Source organism: Allostella sp. (assembly GCF_041913585.1).
Taxonomy (GTDB): domain Bacteria; phylum Pseudomonadota; class Alphaproteobacteria; order ATCC43930; family Allostellaceae; genus Allostella.
Genome location: NZ_JAYSFE010000063.1, coordinates 1 through 20,166, shown reverse-complemented (window position 1 = coordinate 20,166; position 20,166 = coordinate 1). Strand labels below are relative to the sequence as shown.

General features: G+C 72.9%; 22 protein-coding genes. 12 read left to right on the top strand and 10 right to left on the bottom strand.

The window, feature by feature from the left end:
- Positions 1–110 precede the first annotated feature (110 nt).
- From ACE3Q3_RS13440 to ACE3Q3_RS13430, 3 genes are read left to right on the top strand one after another with little or no spacing between them, the layout of a single operon-like run.
- Positions 111–647 (top strand): hypothetical protein, encoded by a 537-nt coding sequence (locus ACE3Q3_RS13440; RefSeq protein ID WP_374446850.1) that lies wholly within the window; start codon positions 111–113, stop codon positions 645–647.
- Positions 644–856, top strand: coding sequence for a hypothetical protein (locus tag ACE3Q3_RS13435; RefSeq protein WP_374446849.1), 213 nt, complete (start codon positions 644–646; stop codon positions 854–856). Before ACE3Q3_RS13440 ends, ACE3Q3_RS13435 begins: the two co-directional genes overlap by 4 nt.
- 19 nt (positions 857–875) lie before the next feature.
- A complete protein-coding gene (locus ACE3Q3_RS13430) occupies positions 876–2,588 on the top strand; it encodes a uracil-xanthine permease family protein (protein ID WP_374446848.1) in 1,713 nt (570 codons plus the stop codon).
- Positions 2,589–2,619: 31 nt separating this feature from the next.
- On the opposite strand, the gene ACE3Q3_RS13425 is transcribed toward ACE3Q3_RS13430, so the two are convergent.
- Positions 2,620–3,333: a hypothetical protein gene (locus tag ACE3Q3_RS13425; RefSeq protein ID WP_374446847.1), complete on the bottom strand. Its 714-nt coding sequence runs from the start codon at positions 3,331–3,333 to the stop codon at positions 2,620–2,622.
- Positions 3,334–3,423: 90 nt separating this feature from the next.
- Between ACE3Q3_RS13425 and ACE3Q3_RS13420 the strand changes: the two genes are divergently transcribed.
- The 5 genes from ACE3Q3_RS13420 to ACE3Q3_RS13400 are packed head-to-tail and all read left to right on the top strand — an operon-like array spanning position 3,424 to position 8,056.
- Positions 3,424–3,939: an adenine phosphoribosyltransferase gene (locus ACE3Q3_RS13420; RefSeq protein ID WP_374446846.1), complete on the top strand. Its 516-nt coding sequence runs from the start codon at positions 3,424–3,426 to the stop codon at positions 3,937–3,939.
- The gene (locus ACE3Q3_RS13415) at positions 3,936–5,105 is read left to right on the top strand and encodes a hypothetical protein (protein ID WP_374446845.1); all 1,170 of its coding nucleotides are present in this window, start codon (positions 3,936–3,938) and stop codon (positions 5,103–5,105) included. Before ACE3Q3_RS13420 ends, ACE3Q3_RS13415 begins: the two co-directional genes overlap by 4 nt.
- Positions 5,092–6,246 (top strand): dTDP-4-amino-4,6-dideoxygalactose transaminase, encoded by a 1,155-nt coding sequence (rffA, locus tag ACE3Q3_RS13410; RefSeq protein WP_374446844.1) that lies wholly within the window; start codon positions 5,092–5,094, stop codon positions 6,244–6,246. The genes ACE3Q3_RS13415 and rffA overlap by 14 nt, the downstream gene beginning before the upstream one ends.
- Complete coding sequence (locus tag ACE3Q3_RS13405; protein ID WP_374446843.1) at positions 6,243–6,884, top strand: hypothetical protein; 642 nt, start codon at positions 6,243–6,245, stop codon at positions 6,882–6,884. Before rffA ends, ACE3Q3_RS13405 begins: the two co-directional genes overlap by 4 nt.
- Positions 6,881–8,056, top strand: coding sequence for a glycosyl transferase family 90 (locus ACE3Q3_RS13400; protein ID WP_374446842.1), 1,176 nt, complete (start codon positions 6,881–6,883; stop codon positions 8,054–8,056). Before ACE3Q3_RS13405 ends, ACE3Q3_RS13400 begins: the two co-directional genes overlap by 4 nt.
- On the opposite strand, the gene ACE3Q3_RS13395 is transcribed toward ACE3Q3_RS13400, so the two are convergent.
- The 6 genes from ACE3Q3_RS13395 to epmA form a co-directional block, all read right to left on the bottom strand.
- Entirely contained in the window at positions 8,044–9,135 is a 1,092-nt protein-coding gene (locus ACE3Q3_RS13395) for a sulfotransferase domain-containing protein (protein ID WP_374446840.1), read from the bottom strand. The two genes, ACE3Q3_RS13400 and ACE3Q3_RS13395, sit on opposite strands and share 13 nt — an antisense overlap.
- Positions 9,132–9,932, bottom strand: coding sequence for an ABC transporter permease subunit (locus ACE3Q3_RS13390; protein WP_374446838.1), 801 nt, complete (start codon positions 9,930–9,932; stop codon positions 9,132–9,134). Before ACE3Q3_RS13390 ends, ACE3Q3_RS13395 begins: the two co-directional genes overlap by 4 nt.
- 8 nt (positions 9,933–9,940) lie before the next feature.
- On the bottom strand, positions 9,941–10,837 hold the full coding sequence (locus ACE3Q3_RS13385) for an ABC transporter permease (protein ID WP_374446836.1): 897 nt from the start codon (positions 10,835–10,837) through the stop codon (positions 9,941–9,943).
- The gene (locus ACE3Q3_RS13380; RefSeq protein ID WP_374446835.1) at positions 10,834–11,958 is read right to left on the bottom strand and encodes an ABC transporter ATP-binding protein; all 1,125 of its coding nucleotides are present in this window, start codon (positions 11,956–11,958) and stop codon (positions 10,834–10,836) included. The genes ACE3Q3_RS13385 and ACE3Q3_RS13380 overlap by 4 nt, the downstream gene beginning before the upstream one ends.
- 6 nt (positions 11,959–11,964) lie before the next feature.
- Positions 11,965–13,053, bottom strand: coding sequence for a polyamine ABC transporter substrate-binding protein (locus ACE3Q3_RS13375; protein WP_374446834.1), 1,089 nt, complete (start codon positions 13,051–13,053; stop codon positions 11,965–11,967).
- A gap of 81 nt (positions 13,054–13,134) precedes the next feature.
- A complete protein-coding gene (gene epmA, locus ACE3Q3_RS13370) occupies positions 13,135–14,202 on the bottom strand; it encodes an EF-P lysine aminoacylase EpmA (protein WP_374446831.1) in 1,068 nt (355 codons plus the stop codon).
- Between the two features lie 157 nt (positions 14,203–14,359).
- Between epmA and ACE3Q3_RS13365 the strand changes: the two genes are divergently transcribed.
- Together ACE3Q3_RS13365 and ACE3Q3_RS13360 are read left to right on the top strand one after the other, a co-directional pair.
- Positions 14,360–14,893, top strand: coding sequence for a thiamine pyrophosphate-binding protein (locus ACE3Q3_RS13365; protein ID WP_374446830.1), 534 nt, complete (start codon positions 14,360–14,362; stop codon positions 14,891–14,893).
- Positions 14,894–14,901: 8 nt separating this feature from the next.
- Positions 14,902–15,486, top strand: coding sequence for a thiamine pyrophosphate-dependent enzyme (locus ACE3Q3_RS13360; RefSeq protein ID WP_374446828.1), 585 nt, complete (start codon positions 14,902–14,904; stop codon positions 15,484–15,486).
- Between the two features lie 43 nt (positions 15,487–15,529).
- Here the strand turns inward: ACE3Q3_RS13360 and ACE3Q3_RS13355 are convergent, their stop codons facing one another.
- The 3 genes from ACE3Q3_RS13355 to ACE3Q3_RS13345 all read right to left on the bottom strand — a co-directional run bounded on the left by ACE3Q3_RS13355 (position 15,530) and on the right by ACE3Q3_RS13345 (position 18,131).
- A complete protein-coding gene (locus tag ACE3Q3_RS13355) occupies positions 15,530–16,675 on the bottom strand; it encodes an alpha/beta hydrolase (protein WP_374446826.1) in 1,146 nt (381 codons plus the stop codon).
- Positions 16,676–16,764: 89 nt separating this feature from the next.
- Complete coding sequence (locus ACE3Q3_RS13350) at positions 16,765–17,625, bottom strand: hypothetical protein (RefSeq protein ID WP_374446825.1); 861 nt, start codon at positions 17,623–17,625, stop codon at positions 16,765–16,767.
- A gap of 11 nt (positions 17,626–17,636) precedes the next feature.
- A complete protein-coding gene (locus ACE3Q3_RS13345) occupies positions 17,637–18,131 on the bottom strand; it encodes a hypothetical protein (protein WP_374446824.1) in 495 nt (164 codons plus the stop codon).
- A gap of 151 nt (positions 18,132–18,282) precedes the next feature.
- Between ACE3Q3_RS13345 and ACE3Q3_RS13340 the strand changes: the two genes are divergently transcribed.
- Entirely contained in the window at positions 18,283–19,623 is a 1,341-nt protein-coding gene (locus ACE3Q3_RS13340) for an aspartate aminotransferase family protein (RefSeq protein ID WP_374446823.1), read from the top strand.
- Between the two features lie 79 nt (positions 19,624–19,702).
- Positions 19,703–20,166 (top strand): alanine dehydrogenase (locus ACE3Q3_RS13335; protein WP_374446821.1); only part of this gene is annotated, 464 nt, incomplete at its 3' end.

Genomic DNA, 20,166 nt, shown 5'->3' with positions numbered 1-20,166 from the left:
CCATGCCGCACCGACTGGAGTAGCCTCCGTCCGGCAGCCCCGGAGGACCCGTTCCGATCGTCCGCTTCGCCGTCCGAGCCGTCGCCTTCGTCGCCATCGTCCTGTGGACGGTGCTGCTGGCCGGCGCCCTGCAGTCCCTGCTCGAGACGGGGACGGTGCTGCGCTCGCTCGAGATCGAGCTCGGCCAGCCCGAACTGGAGGCGATCCTCTACAACCTGATCCTGCGCATCGAGGCGGCCGGGCCGGTCGGGCTGGTGCTGGCCTGGCTGTTCGGCCTCGTCGTCATCCTCGTCGTGCGCCGGGTCCTGCTGGCCCTCGTCGGCGCCATCTGGGATGCGACGGCGACCTGGGCGCAAGGGCCTCGGCCGCCGGTCACCTCCGCGCCCCACGCCCCGCCGGCACGCCACCGGCCGCCTTGGGCGGCGGGACCATGGGCGCGGCAGGCCCCGGCCCAATCCCGGGACGCCGCCGCATCCGCTCCACCCGCGCCCGGTCCTCCGGGGCCCGGCCCGGCGGCGCCGCCGCGCAGGCCGGCGACACCCGTGCGGCGCCCGCTGGTCGAGCGGACGGACAGCCGCCGCGACGCGCCCCCGGGCGAGGCAGGCGTTGTCTTGCAGCGCCCGCGAGGGCATATGGATGGGTCATGAGAGCCGCATTGTTCCAGATCGTCCGGCGCCTCGCCGCCGACCCGCGGGTCCAGGAGAAGGCCGTCGACCTGATGCAGCGGGCGAAGCCCAAGCTCCAGGCCGCGGCTGCCGAGATCCGCTCCGCCGCCCGCGACGTCGATCCGAGACAGGATCCGCGCGGGTTCGCCCGGCGCCTGAAACAGGGCTGGACCGACCGGACGCGGTCGTAGGCGTCGGCGCGGCAGCGTGATGACCGGTGCGGCGGGCGCGGTCCGGTACGGACGCGACGATCGGCTGCCGCCGCTCGAACTGCTGCTGAACGCGCTTCAGCACGTCGCCGTCATCGCCCCGGTCGGGCTCGTCTTCCCCGCCCTCGTCGCCGCGGCCGCGCACCTCCCGGCCGACGACGCCGAAGCCGTCATCGCGGCGTCGCTGATCGCCCTCGGCGCCGGGTCGATCCTGCTCTGCCGTGCCGGCCGATGGTCCGGAGCCGGCTTTCTCGCGCCCTCCATCTTCACCGCCGCCTACCTGCCGGGATGCCTCGCGGCGGCAGCGGTCGGTGGCATGCCGCTGGTCGCCGGGATGACGATCTTCGCCGGCCTCTGCGAAATCGGCTGGTCCTTCGTCCTGCATCGCTGGCGCCGCCTGCTGCCGGTCGAGATCTCCGGCCTCGCGGTCGTCATGATCGGGCTGACGCTGGCGCTCCTCGGCTTCGAACTGGTGTTCGCGGTCGAGCCGGGCGGGCCGTTCCCGAGCGAGCCGGCCCAGGTCGAAGTCTGGATCCTGGGGCTCGGATCGCTCGCCTGCATCGTCGCCCTGAACGTCTGGGGGCGCGGCCCGGTCCGCACCTTCGCGGTCCTCGTCGGCGTGACCGCAGGCTATGCCGCCGCGGCGGTCGCGGGCATGGTCGACCGCGCCGGCCTCGGCGTCGACCTGACCGGCCCGCTCGTCGAACTGCCCCGCCTGCTCCTCGTCCTGCCGACGTTCGACGCCGCGCTCGCGCCGCATTTCGTCATCGGCGCCCTGGCCTCGGCCCTGCGCGCGATGGGCGACATCACCACCTGCCAGCGCCTGACGGACCGGCGCTGGGTCCGCCCCGACTTCGATTCGATCGAGCGCGGCGTGCGCGCCGACGGCCTGTCGACGATCGTCGCCGGCGCCCTGGGCAGCGTCGGCCTCAACACCTTCTCCGGCTCGATCGGCCTCTCCCAGGCTTCGGGCGTCCTTGCCCGGCAGGTCGGCGCGGCCGTCGGCGCACTCTTCGTCCTGCTCGCCTTCTGCCCGCCCGTGGTGGCGCTGGCGGCGGCGATGCCGCGCCCGGTGACGGGCGCCGTCCTGCTCTTCTCCTCGACCTTCATCCTCGCCAACGGGCTGCAGATCATCGTCGCCCGGCTGCTCGACGCCCGGCGCATCCTGACGATCGGGCTCGGCACCTTCTTCGGCATCAGCCACGCCGCCTTCCTCGGCTTCTACGCCACCCTGCCGTCCTGGCTCGGCGCCGTCGCCGGCTCGGCGCTCATGCTGTCTCTGGTGATCGCGCTGGCGCTCAACGCCGTCTTCCGCATCGGCGCCACGCGGACCGTGCGCATGGCGGTGCCGGTCGACCCGGACCTGCCGCAGCGCATCCATGCGCTCTGCGAGGAGGGGGGTGCCGCGGCCGGCGCGCGGCGGGACGTCGTCGACCGGGTGTTCTCGGCCGCCATGGAGGCGGCCGAGATCGCGCTCGACGCGCCACGGCCCGGCGCGACGTTCGCGCTCACCCTCGGCTTCGACGAGTATTTCGTCGACGCGACCGCGGCGTTCGAGCGGTCGGGTGCCGTCGCGGCGGACACGCCCGGCGATGGGGACCTGCCGGTGCCGCTGGCCGACCTCGCGATGCTGCTGATCCGCCGCCAGGCCGACCGGGTGACCGAGACGACCGAGAACGGCCGCACCGTGCTGCGGATGCGGTTCGACGCCTGACGCCCCTCGCCCGCACGCCGGGCCGGCCGGTTCAGCGCGCCAGCGCCCGCTCGATCTCCAGCAGCCGCGCGTCGAGGTCGATGCGCATGGTCGAGGCGACCTCGAGGTCGCGATCCTCGAAGGCGTCGCGGTCGGGATGCCCCGCCTGCCAGCGGCGGACGGCCTCGTCCCGGGCACGGACCAGCAGGCCCATCTCCGGCCGGTAGAGCCGGAAGAGCGCCGTCAGCCAGCGGTTGACCGCCCAGGACGGATGCTGACGGTCGATCGCGAACCGGCCGAGCATGGCCTCGACCGCAGGCGCCGGATACCACGCCTCGCCGGTCACCCAGCGATTGGTCGTGAACAGTCGCACCGGGTCGCCCGCAGGGCCGATGCCGATCGCCACCAGGTGGCTCGGCGCCTCCTCGGCGACGGCCGCGGCGGGCACGCCCTGGGCGGCGATGCCGGGGGGCATGCCGGCCGGTCGCAGGAAGGTGTGGAAGTGGCCGACCTCGCCGTCGTCGCCGGCCTCGGCGTGGCAATGGAAGTAGTACTGCGCGTGCGAGTTCGGATCGTAGACGTCGCCCCCCTGGGGGTAGTGGCGCCAAGGTTCCGGCGGCGCGGTCGAGCGGGTCAGGCGGGCCACCATGGTCTCGCCGGCACGACGCAGCACCCGCCGGCAGGCGGCGATCTCGCGGGCCGCGGCCAGCACGTCGTGGCGATCGGAGTCCGGCAGGCGCCGCAGCCGGTCGACGGCGTCAGGCATCGGCGCCCGCCGGGACGGCGGCCATTGGCGGGAACCGTCGCGACCGATAGCATCGCGCGGCGCGCCCCTCGACCTCCCGGACCCGACTCAATGGACCTCCGATCGCATATCCGCACGATCCCGGACTTTCCCAAGCCCGGCATCCTCTTCTACGACATCTCGACCCTGCTGGCCCACCCTGCCGCCTGGCGGCGGGCGATGGAGGATCTGGCCGAACGGGTCGTCCCCTACCGGCCCGACGCGCTGGCCGGCATCGAATCGCGCGGCTTCCTGACGGCGGCGCCGCTGGCGCTGATGCTGGGCTGCGGCTTCATCATGGTGCGCAAGAAGGGCAAGCTGCCGGGACGGACCGTCCCCCTGACCTACGACCTCGAATACGGCACCGACACGGTCGAGGTCCAGGCCGACGCGGTCGAGCCCGGCCAGCGCATCGTGCTGCTCGACGACCTGCTCGCGACCGGCGGAACCGCCGCCGCGGCGGCGCGGCTGCTGCGCCAGGTCGGGGCGACCGTACCGGCCCTGGCGGTCATCATCGAGCTCGGCTTCCTCGCCGGCCGCGACCGCCTCGACATCCCGGCCGAGGCCCTGATCCGGTACGACTCGTGACGGCGGGCGCGCCGCCCGAGGTCGGCTTCGTCCTGCGCCACAAGGAGGACGACCCGTTCCGGGTCAACCGCACCAACCAGCAGGCCCTTGCACGGGCGGCCGCGCGCGCCGGCTTCGCGACCACGGTGCTCGATCCGTCGCGGCCGGAATTCGAGTCGGCGGCCGCCCACTGGCGGCGGCAGGCCCGCCGGCCGGTCCTGTTCTGCTGGGGCAAGACCCTGGACCGCCTGCCCGACGCCGTCGCCGACGTCCCGGTCCTGTGCCGCGACGGCAACCCGCCGTGGTACGGCAGCGCCGCCGTGAACTATCGCGAACGGGCGGGGAAGGTCCTGCTGCACATCGACCACGACATCCTCGACTACGCCTCGGCGCTGAACCGCGCGCCCGTCCGCCCGGCCGCCGAGTTCTGGTGCGACGCCGGCGACATGGCCGGCGCCGAGACGCCCACCTCGCGGCGCACCATCCTCTTCGTCGCCGCCTTCACCGCCATCGACAGCGCCCGCCTCGCCGCCAACGAGGCGCGCCTGGCCGCCATGCCGCGGCCGGTCCGCGACTTCGCGGCGGCGATCATGGAAGAGGCGCGCGGCACGTTCCGGCGGCCCCTGCCCGAGATCGCGGCCAACCTGCGCCCTCGCCTGCTGCCCGAGGCAAAACCGACCGGCGCGACGGTCCGGGCGATCCTCGAATATTGCTGCATGCGGTTCTCGCACGAGGAGAAGCACGAACTGGCCGCGGCCGCGCGCGAGTTCCCGGGCATCATCGTCACCCCGCACGATCGCGAGCGGATTCCCGCCCACCCCGAGACCCGGTTCCTGCCGCCGATGCCCTTTCCCCGGCTGCTGGAACTGTTCGCCCAGACCCGCTCGGTACTGGCCCACCTGCCGCAGCGGATGACGGGCGCGCTCAGCGAACGCTTCCACAATGCCGGCATCCGCGGCGCCTTCACCATCCTGCCGCGCAGCAACGCGGTCGCCCGGCGCCCGGACCTCGAGCCCTACCTGCTGCCGTTCGAGCCCGGCGCGGCGGCGGTTCCCGAGCACCTGGCCCGGCTGCGCGACGACCCCGGGAGCTTCGAGGCGATGCAGGAACCGCTTCGCCGGACGACGCGGGAGACCTACTCGCCCGACCGGGCCATCACCGCGATGCTGGCACATGCCCCCCGCTAGGCCGAACACCATCCCCTTCCAGCGTCCCACCTTCGGGCGGACGGAACGACGCTATGTCGGCGAGGCGCTGCGCTCGGGCTTCATCGGCGGCCGCGGCGCCTTCACCCGTCGCTGCGAAGCGGCGATCTCCGCCGCCTGCGCCGACCATCCGGTGATCCTGACCGCCAGTTGCGGCACGGCACTGGAGATGTCGGCGCTGGCGCTCGGGATCGGCCCGGGCGACCGGGTCATCGCGCCCTCCTTCACCTTCCCGATCACCGTCACGCCGTTCCTGCTGCGCGGTGCTGCCGTCGACTTCGCCGACATCCTGCCCGACAGCTTCAATCTCGATCCCGATTCCGTGGCGCGCCTGGTCGGACCACGGACCCGGGCGATCGTCGTCGTCCACTATGCCGGCGTCGCGGCGGACATGGCTCGCCTCGGCCAGATCGCGGACCAGCACGGGCTGGCGCTCGTCGAGGATGCCGCGCACGCCTATGGCGCCACGCTGGACGGCCGCCCGCTCGGCACGTTCGGCCGGCTCGGATGCTTCAGCTTCCAGAACTCCAAGAACCTCTCGGCCGGCGAGGGCGGCGCGATCGTCGTCAACGACCCGGCCCTGCTCGAACCGCTGACCGAGATGGCATGGAAGGGCACCGACAAGGCCCGCTTCGCCGCCGGCGAGGTCCCGCGCTACCAGTGGACCAGCCTCGCCTCCTCCTATGCCCCCTCCGACGTGACCGCGGCCGTGCTCCTGGCCCAGCTCGAGCGGGCGCCGGAACTGACGCAGAGACGGCTCCGGCTGTGGGCGCGCTACCGTCGGCGCCTCGCGCCGGCGGCCGCCAGCGGCATCGCCCTGCCCTCGCCCCCGCCGTCGCACCGCCACAACGCCCACATCTTCGCGCTGCTCATGCGCGACCGGGCCCAGCGCGACCGCTTCCTCGCCCACGCCGGCAAGAACGGCATTCTCTGCGTCGACCATTACCAGCCGCTGCACACCGCGCCCTATGCCCGGGACCGGCTCGGCTGCACGGAACACCTGCCGGTGACCGAGGACGTGGCCGCGCGGATCGTCCGGCTGCCGCTCTTCGCCCATCTCCGCGCGGCCGAGGTCGACCGGGTGTGCGACATGCTGCTGGGTTTCCTGGAGCGGGAGGGGTGACGCCGCTCGCGATCTATGGCGGCGCGTTCGTCGCCATCCTGAAGACCGTCGATCGCATCAACCGCGCGGGACCGCGCTGGCAGGTGACGGGCATCGTCGACGACGTCCTCCCGCCTGGACGGGAGGTGGCGCCGGGCGTGCGCGTGCTCGGCGGCGCCGCCGTCCTGCCCGGCCTGCTGGCGGCCGGGGCCGCGGTCTTCCACAATGTCCGCGGCTCGGCCGCCGCCCGGCGTGCGGTCTGGGACCGGATCGCCGCGGCGGGCGGGACCTCCTGCGACCTCGTCGATCCCGATGTCGATCTCTGGCAGGTCGAGCACGGCCCGGGGCTCTGCGCCGCCCAGGGCGTGCTGCTGTCCGCCCCGGTGCGCATCGGCCGGTGCTGCACCCTCAGGCTCGGCGCCGTCGTCAGCCACGACGCCGTCATCGGCGACTATGTGCTGGTCGGGCCCGGCGCCGTCGTCGGCAGCCGCGTCGAGATCGGCGACGATGTCGAGATCGGGGCCGGCGCGGTCGTCGCCGCCGGTGCCCGCGTCGGGCCGGGTGCCAGCATCGGGGCCGGCGCCGTGGTCGTCCGCGACGTGCCGGCCGGCGGCCGGATCGTCCCGGTCGCCGGACGCGCCGCCGCCGCGCCGCCGTGAGCGAGCCGGCACCGCCCGTCGACATCGGCGCGATGCGGCTGCAGGCGCGGGTCCTGCGGTCGGCCGGCCGCTACGAGGAGGCGCTCCGCCTCCTGACGGCGGCCCTCCGGCTGGCGCCCGGCGACCGGGCGGTGATGCGGGCCCTGGTCGAGACGCGCGCGGCGGCGGCCATCGCCGCCGGCGACTGGCCGGCGCTGAGCCGCGCCTGGGCCACGGTCGCAGGCGGGCTCGCCATCCGGACGGGCGTCGAGCCGGGGCTGCCGGCGCCGCTCGTCCGGATGACGATCGGGGGCGGGCGGCTGACGGCGCGCTTGCCGGCGGAACGCGGCACCAGTCCGAGCGACAGTCCCGTCATCGTCGCGCTGCGGCTGCTGCGCCCCACCCGGTTCTGGCTCGCGATCGACCGCACCTTCGGGCGGCCCGTCACGGTCCTGGTCGATCCCACCGACGGCGACGGGCCGGCCAGGACCCTGCCCCACCTCGCCGGGTCGAGCCGGTGCGACCTGGCGATCCCGATACCCGACTTCGACTTCCTCGGCGAGGCGGGCTACGCCGCCCTGCTGGCGCGGCTGGAGGACGTGCCGTGGCCGGCCCGCCGGCCGGTCGCCCTCTGGCGCGGCGCGCCGACCGGCGAAGTGCCGGCGAGCGGCGACGCCGCCGACCTGCCGCGCGTCCGCCTCTGCCGGATCGCGGCGGCGAGCGGGGGACGGATCGACGCCGGGCTCCATCGCCTCGTCGACCTGGAGCGCTTCCCGCCCGGAACGCAGACGGCGCTCGAACCGCTGCTGCGACCGCTGGTCGCCACCAGCAGCTACCCGCGCTGGCGTTACCAGATCTACATCGACGGCCATGCCAACGCCTGGAGCGGCATGTTCCAGCGGCTGGCCACCGGCAGCGCCGTGCTCAAGGTCGAATCCGCCGCCGGCTGGCGGCAGTGGTATTATGATCGGCTCGTCCCCTGGCGGACGGTGGTGCCGGTCGCCAGCGACCTGTCGGACCTCGTCGACAAGGTCGACTGGCTGCGGCGAAATGACGAGTTCGCCGCCGCCATCGGCCGGGCCGGCCAGGCGCTCGTGCGCGCGCTCGACCTCGATTCGCAGTTGGCGGAGGGCATGCAGGCCGTCCGCATGGCCGAACAGGCGCTGATCCGCGCCGAAGGTCAGGGGCGGTAGGCGGCGAACCAGGGATCGAGGTCGGCGGCGAGGCGGGCGTCGATCCATGCCCGGTCCTCGGCGCCGAGATAGTCGACGAAGCCGCCGACCCGGCCGCGCCGCGCCTTGTAGGATTCGGGATCGTCGGCGTCGCGCGGCCGCAGCCGATCGGAGACGAAGGCGCCCGCCGCCTCGGCCGCCCGCATCCGGTCGAAGGCGCACTCGGCGACGACCGCGTCCACGATCGCGGGCGCGACCGGGCCGAAGCCGGCGAAGGCCAGCACCCGCGCCAGGGTCGCCGCGGTGTCGGCGTGCAGTTCCTCGTAGGTCACGAGCAGGAAGTCTCGTGGCACCGCGCGTGCGGCCGCCCAGGCATTGTAGAAGGCGACGAGCGAGGCGAGGCCGCCGACCGGGCCGCGGACGAGATCGGACAGGGTCTCCTCCGGCCGGGCCGCTCCGAACCCGGGCTCGCCGCGCCGGGTGCGCTGGAAATGGAGGGAGACCAGCACGTCGCGCGGGTCACGGACCAGCAGCAGCACCCGATGGTCGGCATAGATGCGCTTGTCGGTGGCGACGCGGTCCGCGGGTTTGAGCTGCGGGTAGTCGTCGTGGCTGACCTCGATCGCCGGCAGCCGGGGCACGGCGCGGGCGGCGAGGCGGAGGTCGGCCGGGTCGGGCAGGCGGACGCCGCCGATCCGCTCGACGGTCCGTCCGATCATGGTGCGCAGCCAGGTCCGGCCGCACTTGGGATATTCGAGGAGAAAGACGTCGGCGGCGGCGAAGGTGAGCAGGCAGTCGAGCGCCTGCGCGTCGGAGGCGCGGGCCGGGCGGGCCGCCCCGAGCGCGTCGTCGAGATAGCGGTAGCGGTCGAACCCGGGCAGCGCGGCCGCGGCCACCGCCCGGAAGCGCTCGGCCCCGTCCGGCCGGCCGAGCCCGGACGCAAAGGCGACCAGGAGGCGGCCGGCGGCCGCCGGCGACGGTTCGCCCGCGGCCGGCGCCGCCGCCAGGGCGCGGCCGAGGCGGTCGACCTGGGGCCAGTCGCGGCGGCGCAGCGCATCCTGGGCCGACCACAGCAGAAGGCGCGTCGCCGCGTCCGTCATCCCCGGCGCCGGTCGCCGCCCGCCGGAAACACGAGGCGGCCGGCGACCAGCACCACCACCGCCACCACCGCGACGATCACCGTCGCCAGCGCATTGATCTGCGGGCTGACCCCCATGCGGACGCTGGAGAAGATCGCCATCGGCAGCGTCGTGGCGCCCGGTCCCGAGGTGAAGCTCGCCAGCACCAGGTCGTCGAGCGAGAGGGTGAAGGCGAGCAGCCAGCCGGCAACGACGCCGGGCGCGATCATCGGCAGGGTGATGCGGAAGAAGACGGCCGCCGGCCGGGCCCCCAGGTCCATTGCGGCCTCGGCGATGGCCGGGTCGAGCCCGACGAGCCGGGAGCGCACGACCACCGTGACATAGGCCATGGCGAGCGTCGCATGGGCGAGCGTGATGGTGCCGACGCCGCGCTCGGCCGGCCATCCGGTCAGCCCCTGGACGGAGACGACGAGCAGCAGCAGCGCCAGCCCGAGGATGACCTCGGGCAGGACCAGCGGGGTCGCCAGCATCGCCGTGAAGAGCATCCGGCCCGGCAGCCGCGGCCGCGCCAGGGCCATGCCGGCGGCGGTGCCCAGGACCGTCGCCACCGACGCCGAAAGGACGCCGATGACGAGGCTGGTCCAGGCGGCGTCGAGCAGCGCCGCGTTGCGGACGAGTTCGCCGTACCACTTGGTCGAGAACCCGCTCCACACCGTGACGAGGCGGGATTCGTTGAAGGAGTAGACGACGAGCGTCGCGATCGGCAGGTAGAGGAAGGCGTAGCCGAAGACCAGCATGGTGAGGACGAACCGCGACATGCGGCCGCTCACCGCCCGTCCCCCTGCAGCCGCTGCGCCAGGAGCAGCGGCAGGATCAGCACCAGCAGCAGCGCGACCGCGACCGCCGAAGCGACCGGCCAGTCGGTGTTGGAGAAGAACTCGTCCCAGACGACCTTGCCGATCATCAGCGTGTCGGTGCCGCCGAGGAGGTCCGGGATGACGAATTCCCCGACCGCCGGCACGAAGACCAGCATCGCGCCGGCGACCATGCCCGGCACCGACAGCGGCAGCGTCACCCGGAGGAAGGCGCCGCGCGGCCGGCAGCCGAGGTCGGACGCGGCCTCGATCAGGGTCGGGTCGAGCCGCTCCAGCGTCGCGTAGAGCGGCAGGATCATGAAGGGCAGGTAGGAATAGACGATGCCCAGGATCACCGCCGGCTCGGTCGACAGCATCACCAGCGGCTGGTCGACGAGGCCGAGCCCGAGCAGCAGGTTGTTGAGGATGCCATTGGGCGCGAGGATGCCGATCCAGGCATAGACGCGGATGAGGAAGCTGGTCCAGAAGGGCAGGATGACGAGCGTCAGCAGCAGCGGCCGCCAAGGCGCGGGCGCCCGGGCGATGCCGTAGGCGACCGGATATCCCAGGACGAGACAGATCGCGGTGGCGATCGCCGCCACCTTCAGGGAGTTGAGATAGGCGACGAGGTAGAGCGGGTCGTCCAGCAGGTAGGCATAGTTGCCGAAGTCGGGCGCGATCCGCGGCACCCCGTCCTGGAACCCGACCGGCGGCACGAAGGGCGGCGTGCCGAGTTCCTTGGTCGACAGGCTGACGCCGACCACGACCAGGAACGGCAGCAGCAGGAACAGCACCAGCCAGGCATAGGGCAGCAGCAGGACGAGGCGCTGGAAGCCGCCGCCCGACCCGGCCGGCGATGCCGCGCTCACGGCGCCACCAGCACGGCGTTCTCGGCGGTCCAGGAGAGCCAGACCGCCTCCTCCCAGGTGAAGGGCGGCTCGTCGGCGAGCCGGAGATTGGGCCGGGTCGCGGCGATGCGGCGGCCCTCGGCGGTCTCGACATGGTAGATGAACTGGTCGCCGAGATAGGCGATGTCGCGGATCGTGCCGAAGGCCCGGTTGACCCGCGCCGGCGGCTCGGCGCGGCCGATGGTGATCTTCTCCGGCCGCACCGCCATCGTCGCCGGCTGGCCCGGCTGCCAGTCGCCGGCGCCGACGGCGGCGAGCGCGCCGGCGAAGTCCTGGCACCGCATCATCACGACGTCGCCCGCCGCCGCCTCGACCGCGCCGTCGAAGAGATTGGCCATGCCGATGAAATCGGCGACGAAGCGCGAGCGCGGATGCTCGTAGACCTGGAGCGGCGTGCCGACCTGCATGATCCGGCCGCGGTCCATGACCGCGATCCGGCTCGACATGGTCATCGCCTCCTCCTGGTCATGGGTCACGATCAGGAAGGTGATGCCGACCTGCTCCTGGATCGTCACCAGCTCGAACTGGGTGCGCTCGCGCAGCTTGCGGTCGAGCGCGGCCAGCGGCTCGTCGAGGAGCAGGATCTTGGGGCGCTTGACGAGCGCGCGCGCCAGCGCCACGCGCTGGCGCTGGCCGCCGGAGAGCTGGTGCGGCCGGCGCCGGGCGAGATCCTGGAGCTGGACCAGTTCCAGGGCCTCGGCGACGCGCGTGCGGATCTCGCCCCGGGGCCGCCCTTCCTGGACGAGGCCGAAGGCGACGTTGCGCTCGACCGTCATGTGCGGAAAGAGGGCGTAGGACTGGAACATCATGTTGACGGGCCGCGCGTAGGGCGGCACCCCCGTCATGTCCTGGCCGTCGATGACGATCCGCCCCTCGTCGGGTGCCTCGAAGCCGGCGATCATGCGGAGCAGCGTGCTCTTGCCGCTGCCCGAGCCGCCGAGGAGCGCGAACACCTCGCCCCGCTGCAGGTCCAGCGACACGCCGTCGACGGCGGCGACGGGGCCGAAGCGCTTGACCACGCCCTCGACCCGGAGGATCGGGGCCGCGCCCTCCGGCTCCGCCGCCGGGCGGTGGCGATCCATCACCCGTCAGCGACCGGTCTTGACGCGCGTCCAGGCGCGGGTGCGCAGCCGCTCGTAGCCGGAATCGGCCGGCGTCAGGGTGTAGAACTTCTCGACGATCGCCGGCGGCGGATAGATGCGCGGGTCGTCGCGGACGGCCGGGTCGAGCAGCGGGATCGCCGCCTGGTTGCCGGTGGCGTAGCCGACGAAGGACGAGGCCTTCGCCGCCACCTCGGGCCGCATGACGAAGTCGAGGAAGGCGTGCGCCTCGGCGACGTTGGCGGCGGAGGACGGGATCGCCATCACGTCGACGCCGAAGAGCGCACCCTCCTTGGGGATCGAATAGCTGACCTCGACCCCGCGCTTGGCCTCCTTGGCGCGGTTCATCGCCTGGATGACGTCGCCCGAGAAGCCGAAGGCGACGCAGATGTCGCCGTTGGCGAGCGCGTTGATGTACTCGGACGAGTGGAACTTCCGGACATGCGGCCGAACCTTCTGCAGGTGGGCCGCAGCGGCGTCGAGGTCGGCCTTGTCCTTGCTGTCCGGGTTGCGGCCGAGCCAGACGAGGGCGGCGGAGAAGACGTCGGTCGGCGAATCGAGCAGCATGACGCCGCACTTGGCGAAGCGGGACACCACGGCCGGGTCCATCACCATGGCGAGGCTGTCGAGCGGCGCGTCCGGCATCGCCTCGCGCACCTTTCGGACGTTGTAGCCGACCCCGGACGTGCCCCACATCCACGGCACGCTGTAGGCGTTCTGCGGGTCGTACTTCGCCAGCAGCGCCATGATCTTCGGGTCGAGATTCCCCCAGTTCTTCAGCTTGGAACGATCGAGGCTCTGGTAGACGCCGGCGGCGAGCTGCCGGACGAAGAAGGGCGAGTTGGTGGGCGTCACGATGTCGTAGCCGGAGCGGCCGGTCAGCAGCTTGGCCTCCAGCGTCTCGTTGGAATCGTAGACGTCGTAGACGACCTTGATCCCGGTCTCGGCCTCGAAGGCCGGCACCGTCTTGGGATCGATGTAGTCGCTCCAGTTGTAGACCTTGAGCGTCCGCTCCTGCGCCCCGGCCGCCGCCGCGCACAGGACCGCCAGCGCCACCCCGGCGATCAGACCGCGCATCGTCACCATTCCCCTCCTGCGAACCCCGGACATCCCCTGTCGGCGCATTCAGCCGATGCCGCGGGGCGGTGTCAACGTGACCTACCCCGCCCGTTCCGGCCCGCCGTCGACGGGTGCCCACAGCACGTCCTCGATATGGCCCGCCCCCGTCGCCAGCATCGCCAGCCGGTCGATGCCGAGCGCAATGCCGGCGCTCTCCGGCATGCCGTGCCCGAGCGCCGCCAGGAAGTCCTCGTCGATCGGGTAGCGGACGCCGTAGAGCCGCTCCTTGCGGTCCATGTCGGCGACGAAGCGCGCCCGCTGCACGGCGGCGTCGGTCAGCTCGCCGAAGGCGTTGGCGAGCTCGACGCCGCAGACATAGAGCTCGAAGCGCTCGGCGACGCGCGGGTCCTCGCGGCTCGGACGGGAGAGCGCCGCCATCGAGATCGGATAGTCGTGGAGCACGGTCGGCGCGCCGTGGCCGAGCCTGGGCTCGATCCGTTCCAGGAAGATGCGGAAGAAGATCGTCTCCCAGTCGTCGCCGGGATGGGGCGGGATGCCGATGCGGGCGGCCGCCTCGGCGAGCGGGGCCGGCGACGGCGCCGCCGGATCGTCGGTCGCCGCCATCAGGTCGATGTCGGCCCAGCGCCGGAACGCCTCGGCGACGCTGACCACCGTCCAGGGCCGGAACGGGTCGGCGACGGCGGACCCCATGCGGAGCACGTTCTCGCCGCCGGCGGTCGCCGCGGCCTGGAGGAGCCCGCGGCAGTCCTCGACCAGGTCGCGCCAGCCGGCGCCGGCGCGATACCATTCGAGCAGCGTGAATTCCGGGCTGTGGAGCCGGCTGCCCTCGCGGTTCCGGAACACGCGGGCAAGCTGGTAGATGCGCGGCGCGCCGCCGACCAGCAGCTTCTTCATCGCGAATTCGGGCGAGGTGTGGAGATGCATCCGCCGCCGGATGCGGCCGTCCGCCGCCTCGAGATCGGTCGCGAACGCCATCAGGTGCGGCTCCAGGCCGGGCGAGACCTGGAGCGCCGGGGTCTCGACCTCGAGGAAGTCGCGGGCGTCGAACCAGGCGCGGATCGCCGACACCATCGCGGCGCGCCGACGCAACGTCGGCAGACGGCGGGCGAAGCGGTCGCGGTGCCACCACGGGCGGACGTCGGCCATCGGGCTCCTCCAGGCTGGGCGGCGCAGGAACGCTCGCCGTCATCGGCGCCCGGCCTCATAGGCGAACCCACGCCCGCCGCCAAGCCGGTTGCGCCACCCGCGCCCCGCCGCTAGCGTTCGCCTCCCCACCCCCGGTCCGACCCGAGAGCCGCCGACCATGACCGAAGCCGCCGCCGCGCCGACCTGGCCCGACGACATCTACCGCGCCCTCAAGCAGGCCGGCATCCGCCAGGTCGCGCATGTCCCCGACGCCGGGCACGCGCGCCTCATCAAGTGCTGCGAGGCCGACAACGCCATGCAGGTGGTGACCCTGACCACCGAGGAGGAAGGGGTCGCGATGTTGTGCGGCGCCTATCTCGGCGGCCAGCGCGGCGTCCTCTTGGTGCAGTCGAGCGGCGTCGGCAACTGCATCAACATGCTGTCGCTGCCGCAGACCTGCCGCATGCCGTTCCTGATGATCGTCACCATGCGGGGCGAGTATGGCGAGTTCAACCCGTGGCAGAACGCCATGGGGCGGGCGACCGAAGCGGTGCTGACCGCGATGAACGTCGTCTGCTACCGTTGCGACCGGCCGGAGGATGTCGGCCCGACGGTGGCCAACGCCGCCCGCTACACCTTCGAGGGCGGGCCGCCCGTCGCCATCCTGCTGTCCCAGCGCCTGATCGGCGCCAAGGCCTTCGTGAACGAGTGAGCCCGGCCATGACCGCCCCCACGATCCACCGCCGCCCCCTCGTCGCCCGGCTGCTCGCCGGCCGCGACGAGCGCCTGCTCGTCATCACCGGGCTCGGCACGCCGACCTACGACGCCGCCGCCGCCGGCGACGACCCGCGCACGTTCTTCCTGTGGGGCGCCATGGGCGGCGCCACCATGATGGGCCTCGGCCTCGCGCTCGCCCAGCCGGACCGGCGCGTGCTGGTGCTGGCCGGCGACGGCGAGATGCTGATGGCGGTCGGCAGCCTCGCCACCGTCGCCATGAAGCGGCCGGCCAACCTCGCCGTCGTCGTCCTCGACAACGAGCATTTCGGCGAGACCGGGATGCAGCCGACCCCGACCCATGCCGGCGTCGATCTCGCCGGCATGGCCGCCGCGGCCGGCTGGACGAAGACCATGACCGCGCGCAGCGAGGCCGACGTGCCGGCGCTGGTCGACGCCGCCCGCAACGCGCCCGGCCCCGTCTTCGCCGTCGCCAAGATCATCGCCGAGAAGCTGCCCTTCGTGCTGCCGCCCAAGGACGGCGGCTACCTCAAGGACCGCTTCCGCGAGGCCGTTCTGGGCAAGGCCTGAACCGCTTCCGGCCGGGTCGTCGGTCCGGTCGTCAGCCGGGTCGTCAGTCGCCGGCGATGGCCCGGCCGGCCAGCTCGAACGGACTGGACAGTGCGGCGCCCACCGCGTTGAAGACAAAGGCGCCCGCCCGGCGCAGGCCGCCAGCCTTGCCGTCGCCGGCCGCCGCGAGCCGCGGATAGAGGGCGACCAGGCTGAGATAGCGGTCGTGGTTCATGCGGTCCGACGCCTCGAGACTGGAGATGTCGATGACCTGGACGTTGGCCTTCACGGCGGCATCCTGGACCGCCCGGGCGACGATGCCGATCGCCCCGAGCCGCTGCCGGTCGCCGGTGAGAAAGCTGGAGACGCCGAGGGCCCGGTCGTCGCTGGAGACCAGCAGCACGAGCGGCGTCGGCAACCGGCCGATCACCTGCATCTGGGCGCGGAACACGTCGACGTCGATGTCGGGCGCGGCCAGGACCACGCTGAGGCGGGCGAGCAGGTCGTCCCGCCCGGTCAGGCGCAGCTGGCGCAACGCCTCTACCGCCAGCCAGCCGCCCATGCTGTGCGCGACCAGGACGACCTCCTCCGCCATCCCGTCCCGGGCGAGGCCGGCGAGGAGCGCGGCCAAGGCGTCGCGGGAATAGGTCGCCGCCTCCTTGTCCTCCAGGTAGCCGGTGACCCGCGCCACCGAGGGCCAGGCGAAAAGAACCGGCACGCCGCCGAGATCGGCGTCGGCGGCCATCTGGGCCAGGCGATAGAGCGCCTCCTGAAAGCTGGTGTTGAAACCATGCACGAAGACGCCGATCCGCCGCGGGCGACGCCGGTCGGCGGCGCCTGCGACGCCCTGTTCGAACGCCGGCCGGTCGAGCATCGCCCGGCGGATGGTGACGAAGCTGGTGGCCGCGCTCGGCTCCGCATCCGGCCACTCGATCGCGCCCGGCCGATGCACCGGCGGGATCGAGATGTCGTAGGTTGCATAGTTCGTCGCGGCCGCCCGGCGGCTGGTGAACTGGCTGCCGTCCGGCGCCTCGCGCTCGCGCGTCGTCGCGACATGGACGGTCACCGTCCGCGCGCCCTCGACCGAGGCCGGGATCGGCTCCAACACCTGCGGGCCGGGGCGCGCGGCGCAGCCGGAGAGGATCGAGACCGCGACCAGGCACCCGAGCGCCCCCGCTCGCGGCGACCTTGGATGGAACGGGCCAGTCATCCGGCAAATCTATCCGGACGGCCCGGCGGCAGCGAGGCCGACGTGCCGGGGCCGGGCCGGGCCGGGGCCGGACAGGTCCCGACCCGCCGCTAGCGGTGGAGCGTCGCCCGGCCCTCCCGGACCCAGCCGCGGATGCGGGCGAGCTGCCGCCGCCAGGTGCGGGCGAGTTCCGCGGCGAGGCCGGCCGGCAGTTCGGGATAGGGCAGCGCCGCCAGCGCCGGCAGCGCGCGCAGCGCCGCCTCGGCGGCGTCCCGGCCGGCAGCACGCACCCGCGCCGGGTCGGCTCCGGCGGCCAGTTCGTTGATGCCGGCCAGGATCGCGACCGCCGCATAGGGCCAGCGCCGGTTCTCGTAGGTGCGGTCGGCGGCGTCCGCGACGACCGGCACGCCCAGAATGCGGGAAAAGCCGGCGAAGAGGCGTCCCCGCCGCGCATGGTCCGGCAGGACGAAATGCATGCCGGCCCAGGGGGCGAGCGCCGCCAGCCGCTCCGGGAGGTCGGGCTGGAGCCCCGCCTCCCGCGCCAGCAGCGTCCGGAGCACCGCCTCCGAGCGCAGGTCGATGGCGTCGCCGTGCTTCACCATCTCCTGGGCCATCGCCGGCAGGCGCCGGACGAGCGGCGTCAGGCTGACGACCAGTTCGACCGGACGGGCGGCAGCCAGGCGGCGGATGCCCTCGGCGTCGCAACCGGGCATGATCGCGCGGCAGAAATCCTCGGCCGAAAGGACGAGCGGGCGGCCGGGCCGGGCCTCCTCGCGGACCAGCCGGACCAGAAGGTCGGGATCGGCCGTCCGCCCCTCGGCCCCGATCGTTCCCCAGGCGGCGAGCGCGTGCCCCGGCCCCATGGCGGGAACCGCCGGGTAGACGATCCCGGGCGTCCGCGACAGGGCCCGCTGGATCGCCGTCGTGCCGGTCTTGTGGGGGCCGACATGCAGGAAGACTCTGTCTTTCACGGCGGCGGAGGTTAGCGCACGGCCGCCGTCGCCCGCGAGGCTCGACGACGGAAGGGCCAGCCGATCGTCTCGGATGCGTGGAGCGCCCACCAGATCGCGAGCGGCTGGAAGAGCAGGCGCACCCAGTAGTAGGCGGCCGATGCCGGCAGCCCTTCGATGCCGCCGCCCGCCAGCGCGTTGCGGACGTTGGCCGGGAAGACGCAGACGAAATAGAGCGCCAGCAGGATGCCGGCCGCGCGCCGCAGCCGCGGCACCAGCAGGCCGACGCCGCCCGCGATCTCCGCCGCGCCGGTCGCCAGGACCACGGCCAGCGGCAGCGGCACGAAATCCGCGATCATCGGCAGGTAGCGGCCGGGATTGACGAGATGGTCGGTGCCGAAGAACAGCAGCGCCGCCGCCATCGCCCAGCGCATGCGGGCGGGCCAGTCCGCGAGGCCGGGCACGCCGAGGCGGGCGAGCCCGCTCGCGGCCAGGGCGACGGCCAGGAGGAAGGCGAAGAAGAGCATGGTCGTCCCCTCGATATTTCCGTCGTAAATATGGAGCGATATTTCCTTTGTCAATATTGGTCCGTGCGACTGCGCGTCACCGTTTCGATCGGTCGATCCGCCGTGCTAGGTTCCGCGCTCGTCCGCAGTTCCCCCCGGGAGAGCCCACATCATGGCCGGCTACGAATCCAAGACCGCCACCCAGATGCCCAACAACCTCGAAGCCTTCTTCATGCCGTTCACGGCGAACCGGCAGTTCAAGAAGGCGCCGCGGATGCTGGTCGGCGCCGAGGACATGCACTACGTCGCCGCCGACGGCCGCAAGGTGCTCGACGGGACGGCCGGCCTGTGGTGCGTCAATGCCGGCCACGCGCGGCCGAAGATCACGAAGGCGGTCCAGGACCAGGTCGCCCGGCTCGACTACGCGCCCAACTTCCAGATGGGCCACCCCCTGCCCTTCGAGCTGGCCGCCCGCCTGACGACGATGGTGCCGGAGGACCTCGACCACGTCTTCTTCGCCAGTTCCGGCTCCGAGGCGGTCGACACCGCCCTGAAGATGGCGATCGCCTATCACCGCGCCCGCGGCGAGGGCCACCGCACCCGCCTGATCGGGCGCGAGCGCGGCTACCACGGCGTCGGCTTCGGCGGCATCTCGGTCGGCGGCATCTCCTCCAACCGCAAGCAGTTCGGCGCGCTGCTGCCCGGCGTCGACCACCTGCCGCACACCTACGACCGCGCCAAGCAGGCCTTCACCCGCGGCCAGCCGGAATGGGGCGCCCATCTCGCCGACGAGCTGGAGCGGATCTGCGCGCTGCACGACCCCTCGACCATCGCCGCCGTCATCGTCGAGCCGGTCGCCGGCTCGACCGGCGTGCTGATCCCGCCGCAGGGCTATCTGCAGCGGCTGCGCGAGATCTGCTCCAAGCACGGCATCCTGCTCATCTTCGACGAGGTCATCACCGGCTTCGGCCGCCTCGGCAAGGGCTTCGCGACCGAGTATTTCGGTGTCGTCCCCGACATGATCACCGTCGCCAAGGGCATCACCAACGGCACCATCCCGATGGGCGCGGTGTTCCTGCGCAAGGGCATCTACGAAGCCTTCATGAACGGGCCGGAGAACCTGATCGAGCTCTTCCACGGCTACACCTACTCGGGTCATCCGGTGGCCTGCGCCGCGGCGCTGGCGACGCTCGACACCTACGCCGAGGAGGAGCTGTTCGAGCGCTCGGCGGCGTTGCACGGCTACTGGGAGGATGCCGCCCACAGCCTTAAGGACCATCCGCACGTCGTCGACGTCCGCAACATCGGGCTGGTCGCCGCGGTCGAGCTCGACCCGCTCGCCGGCAAGCCGACGGCGCGCGCCTACGACGCCTTCGTCAAGTGCTTCGAGCGCGGCCTCCTCATCCGCTACACCGCCGACATCATCGCGCTGTCGCCGCCGCTGATCTGCGGCAAGCCGCACATCGACGAGATCTTCGGCACGCTGGGCGACGTCCTCAAGGAAGCCGCCTGATCCTCCTCTCCCGTTCCCCAGGAACCCCGTGCCCGGCCTCCGGGTGCGGGGTTTCCCGTTTCTGATGGAGCTTGCAGCCATGCGCGTCGGCGTCCCCAAGGAGATCAAGACCCACGAGTATCGCGTCGGCCTGGTGCCGGGCAGCGTGCGGGAACTGGTCCATAACGGGCACTCGGTCCTGGTCGAGACCGGGGCCGGAGCCGGGATCGGCTTCGCCGACGACGACTATCGCGCCGTCGGCGCGGCCATCGCCGACGGCGCCGCCGAGGTCTTCGCCAAGTCGGACATGATCGTGAAGGTGAAGGAGCCGCAGCCGGGCGAGGTCGCCATGCTGCGGCCCGGGCAGGTGCTCTTCACCTATCTCCACCTCGCCGCCGACAAGGCGCTGACCGAGGGTCTGGTCGCCTCCGGGTCCGTCGGCATCGCCTACGAGACGGTGACCGACCATCGCGGCGCGCTGCCGCTGCTGGCGCCGATGAGCGAGGTCGCCGGCCGCATGTCGGTGCAGGTCGGCGCCCATTGCCTGGAGAAGGAGCAGGGCGG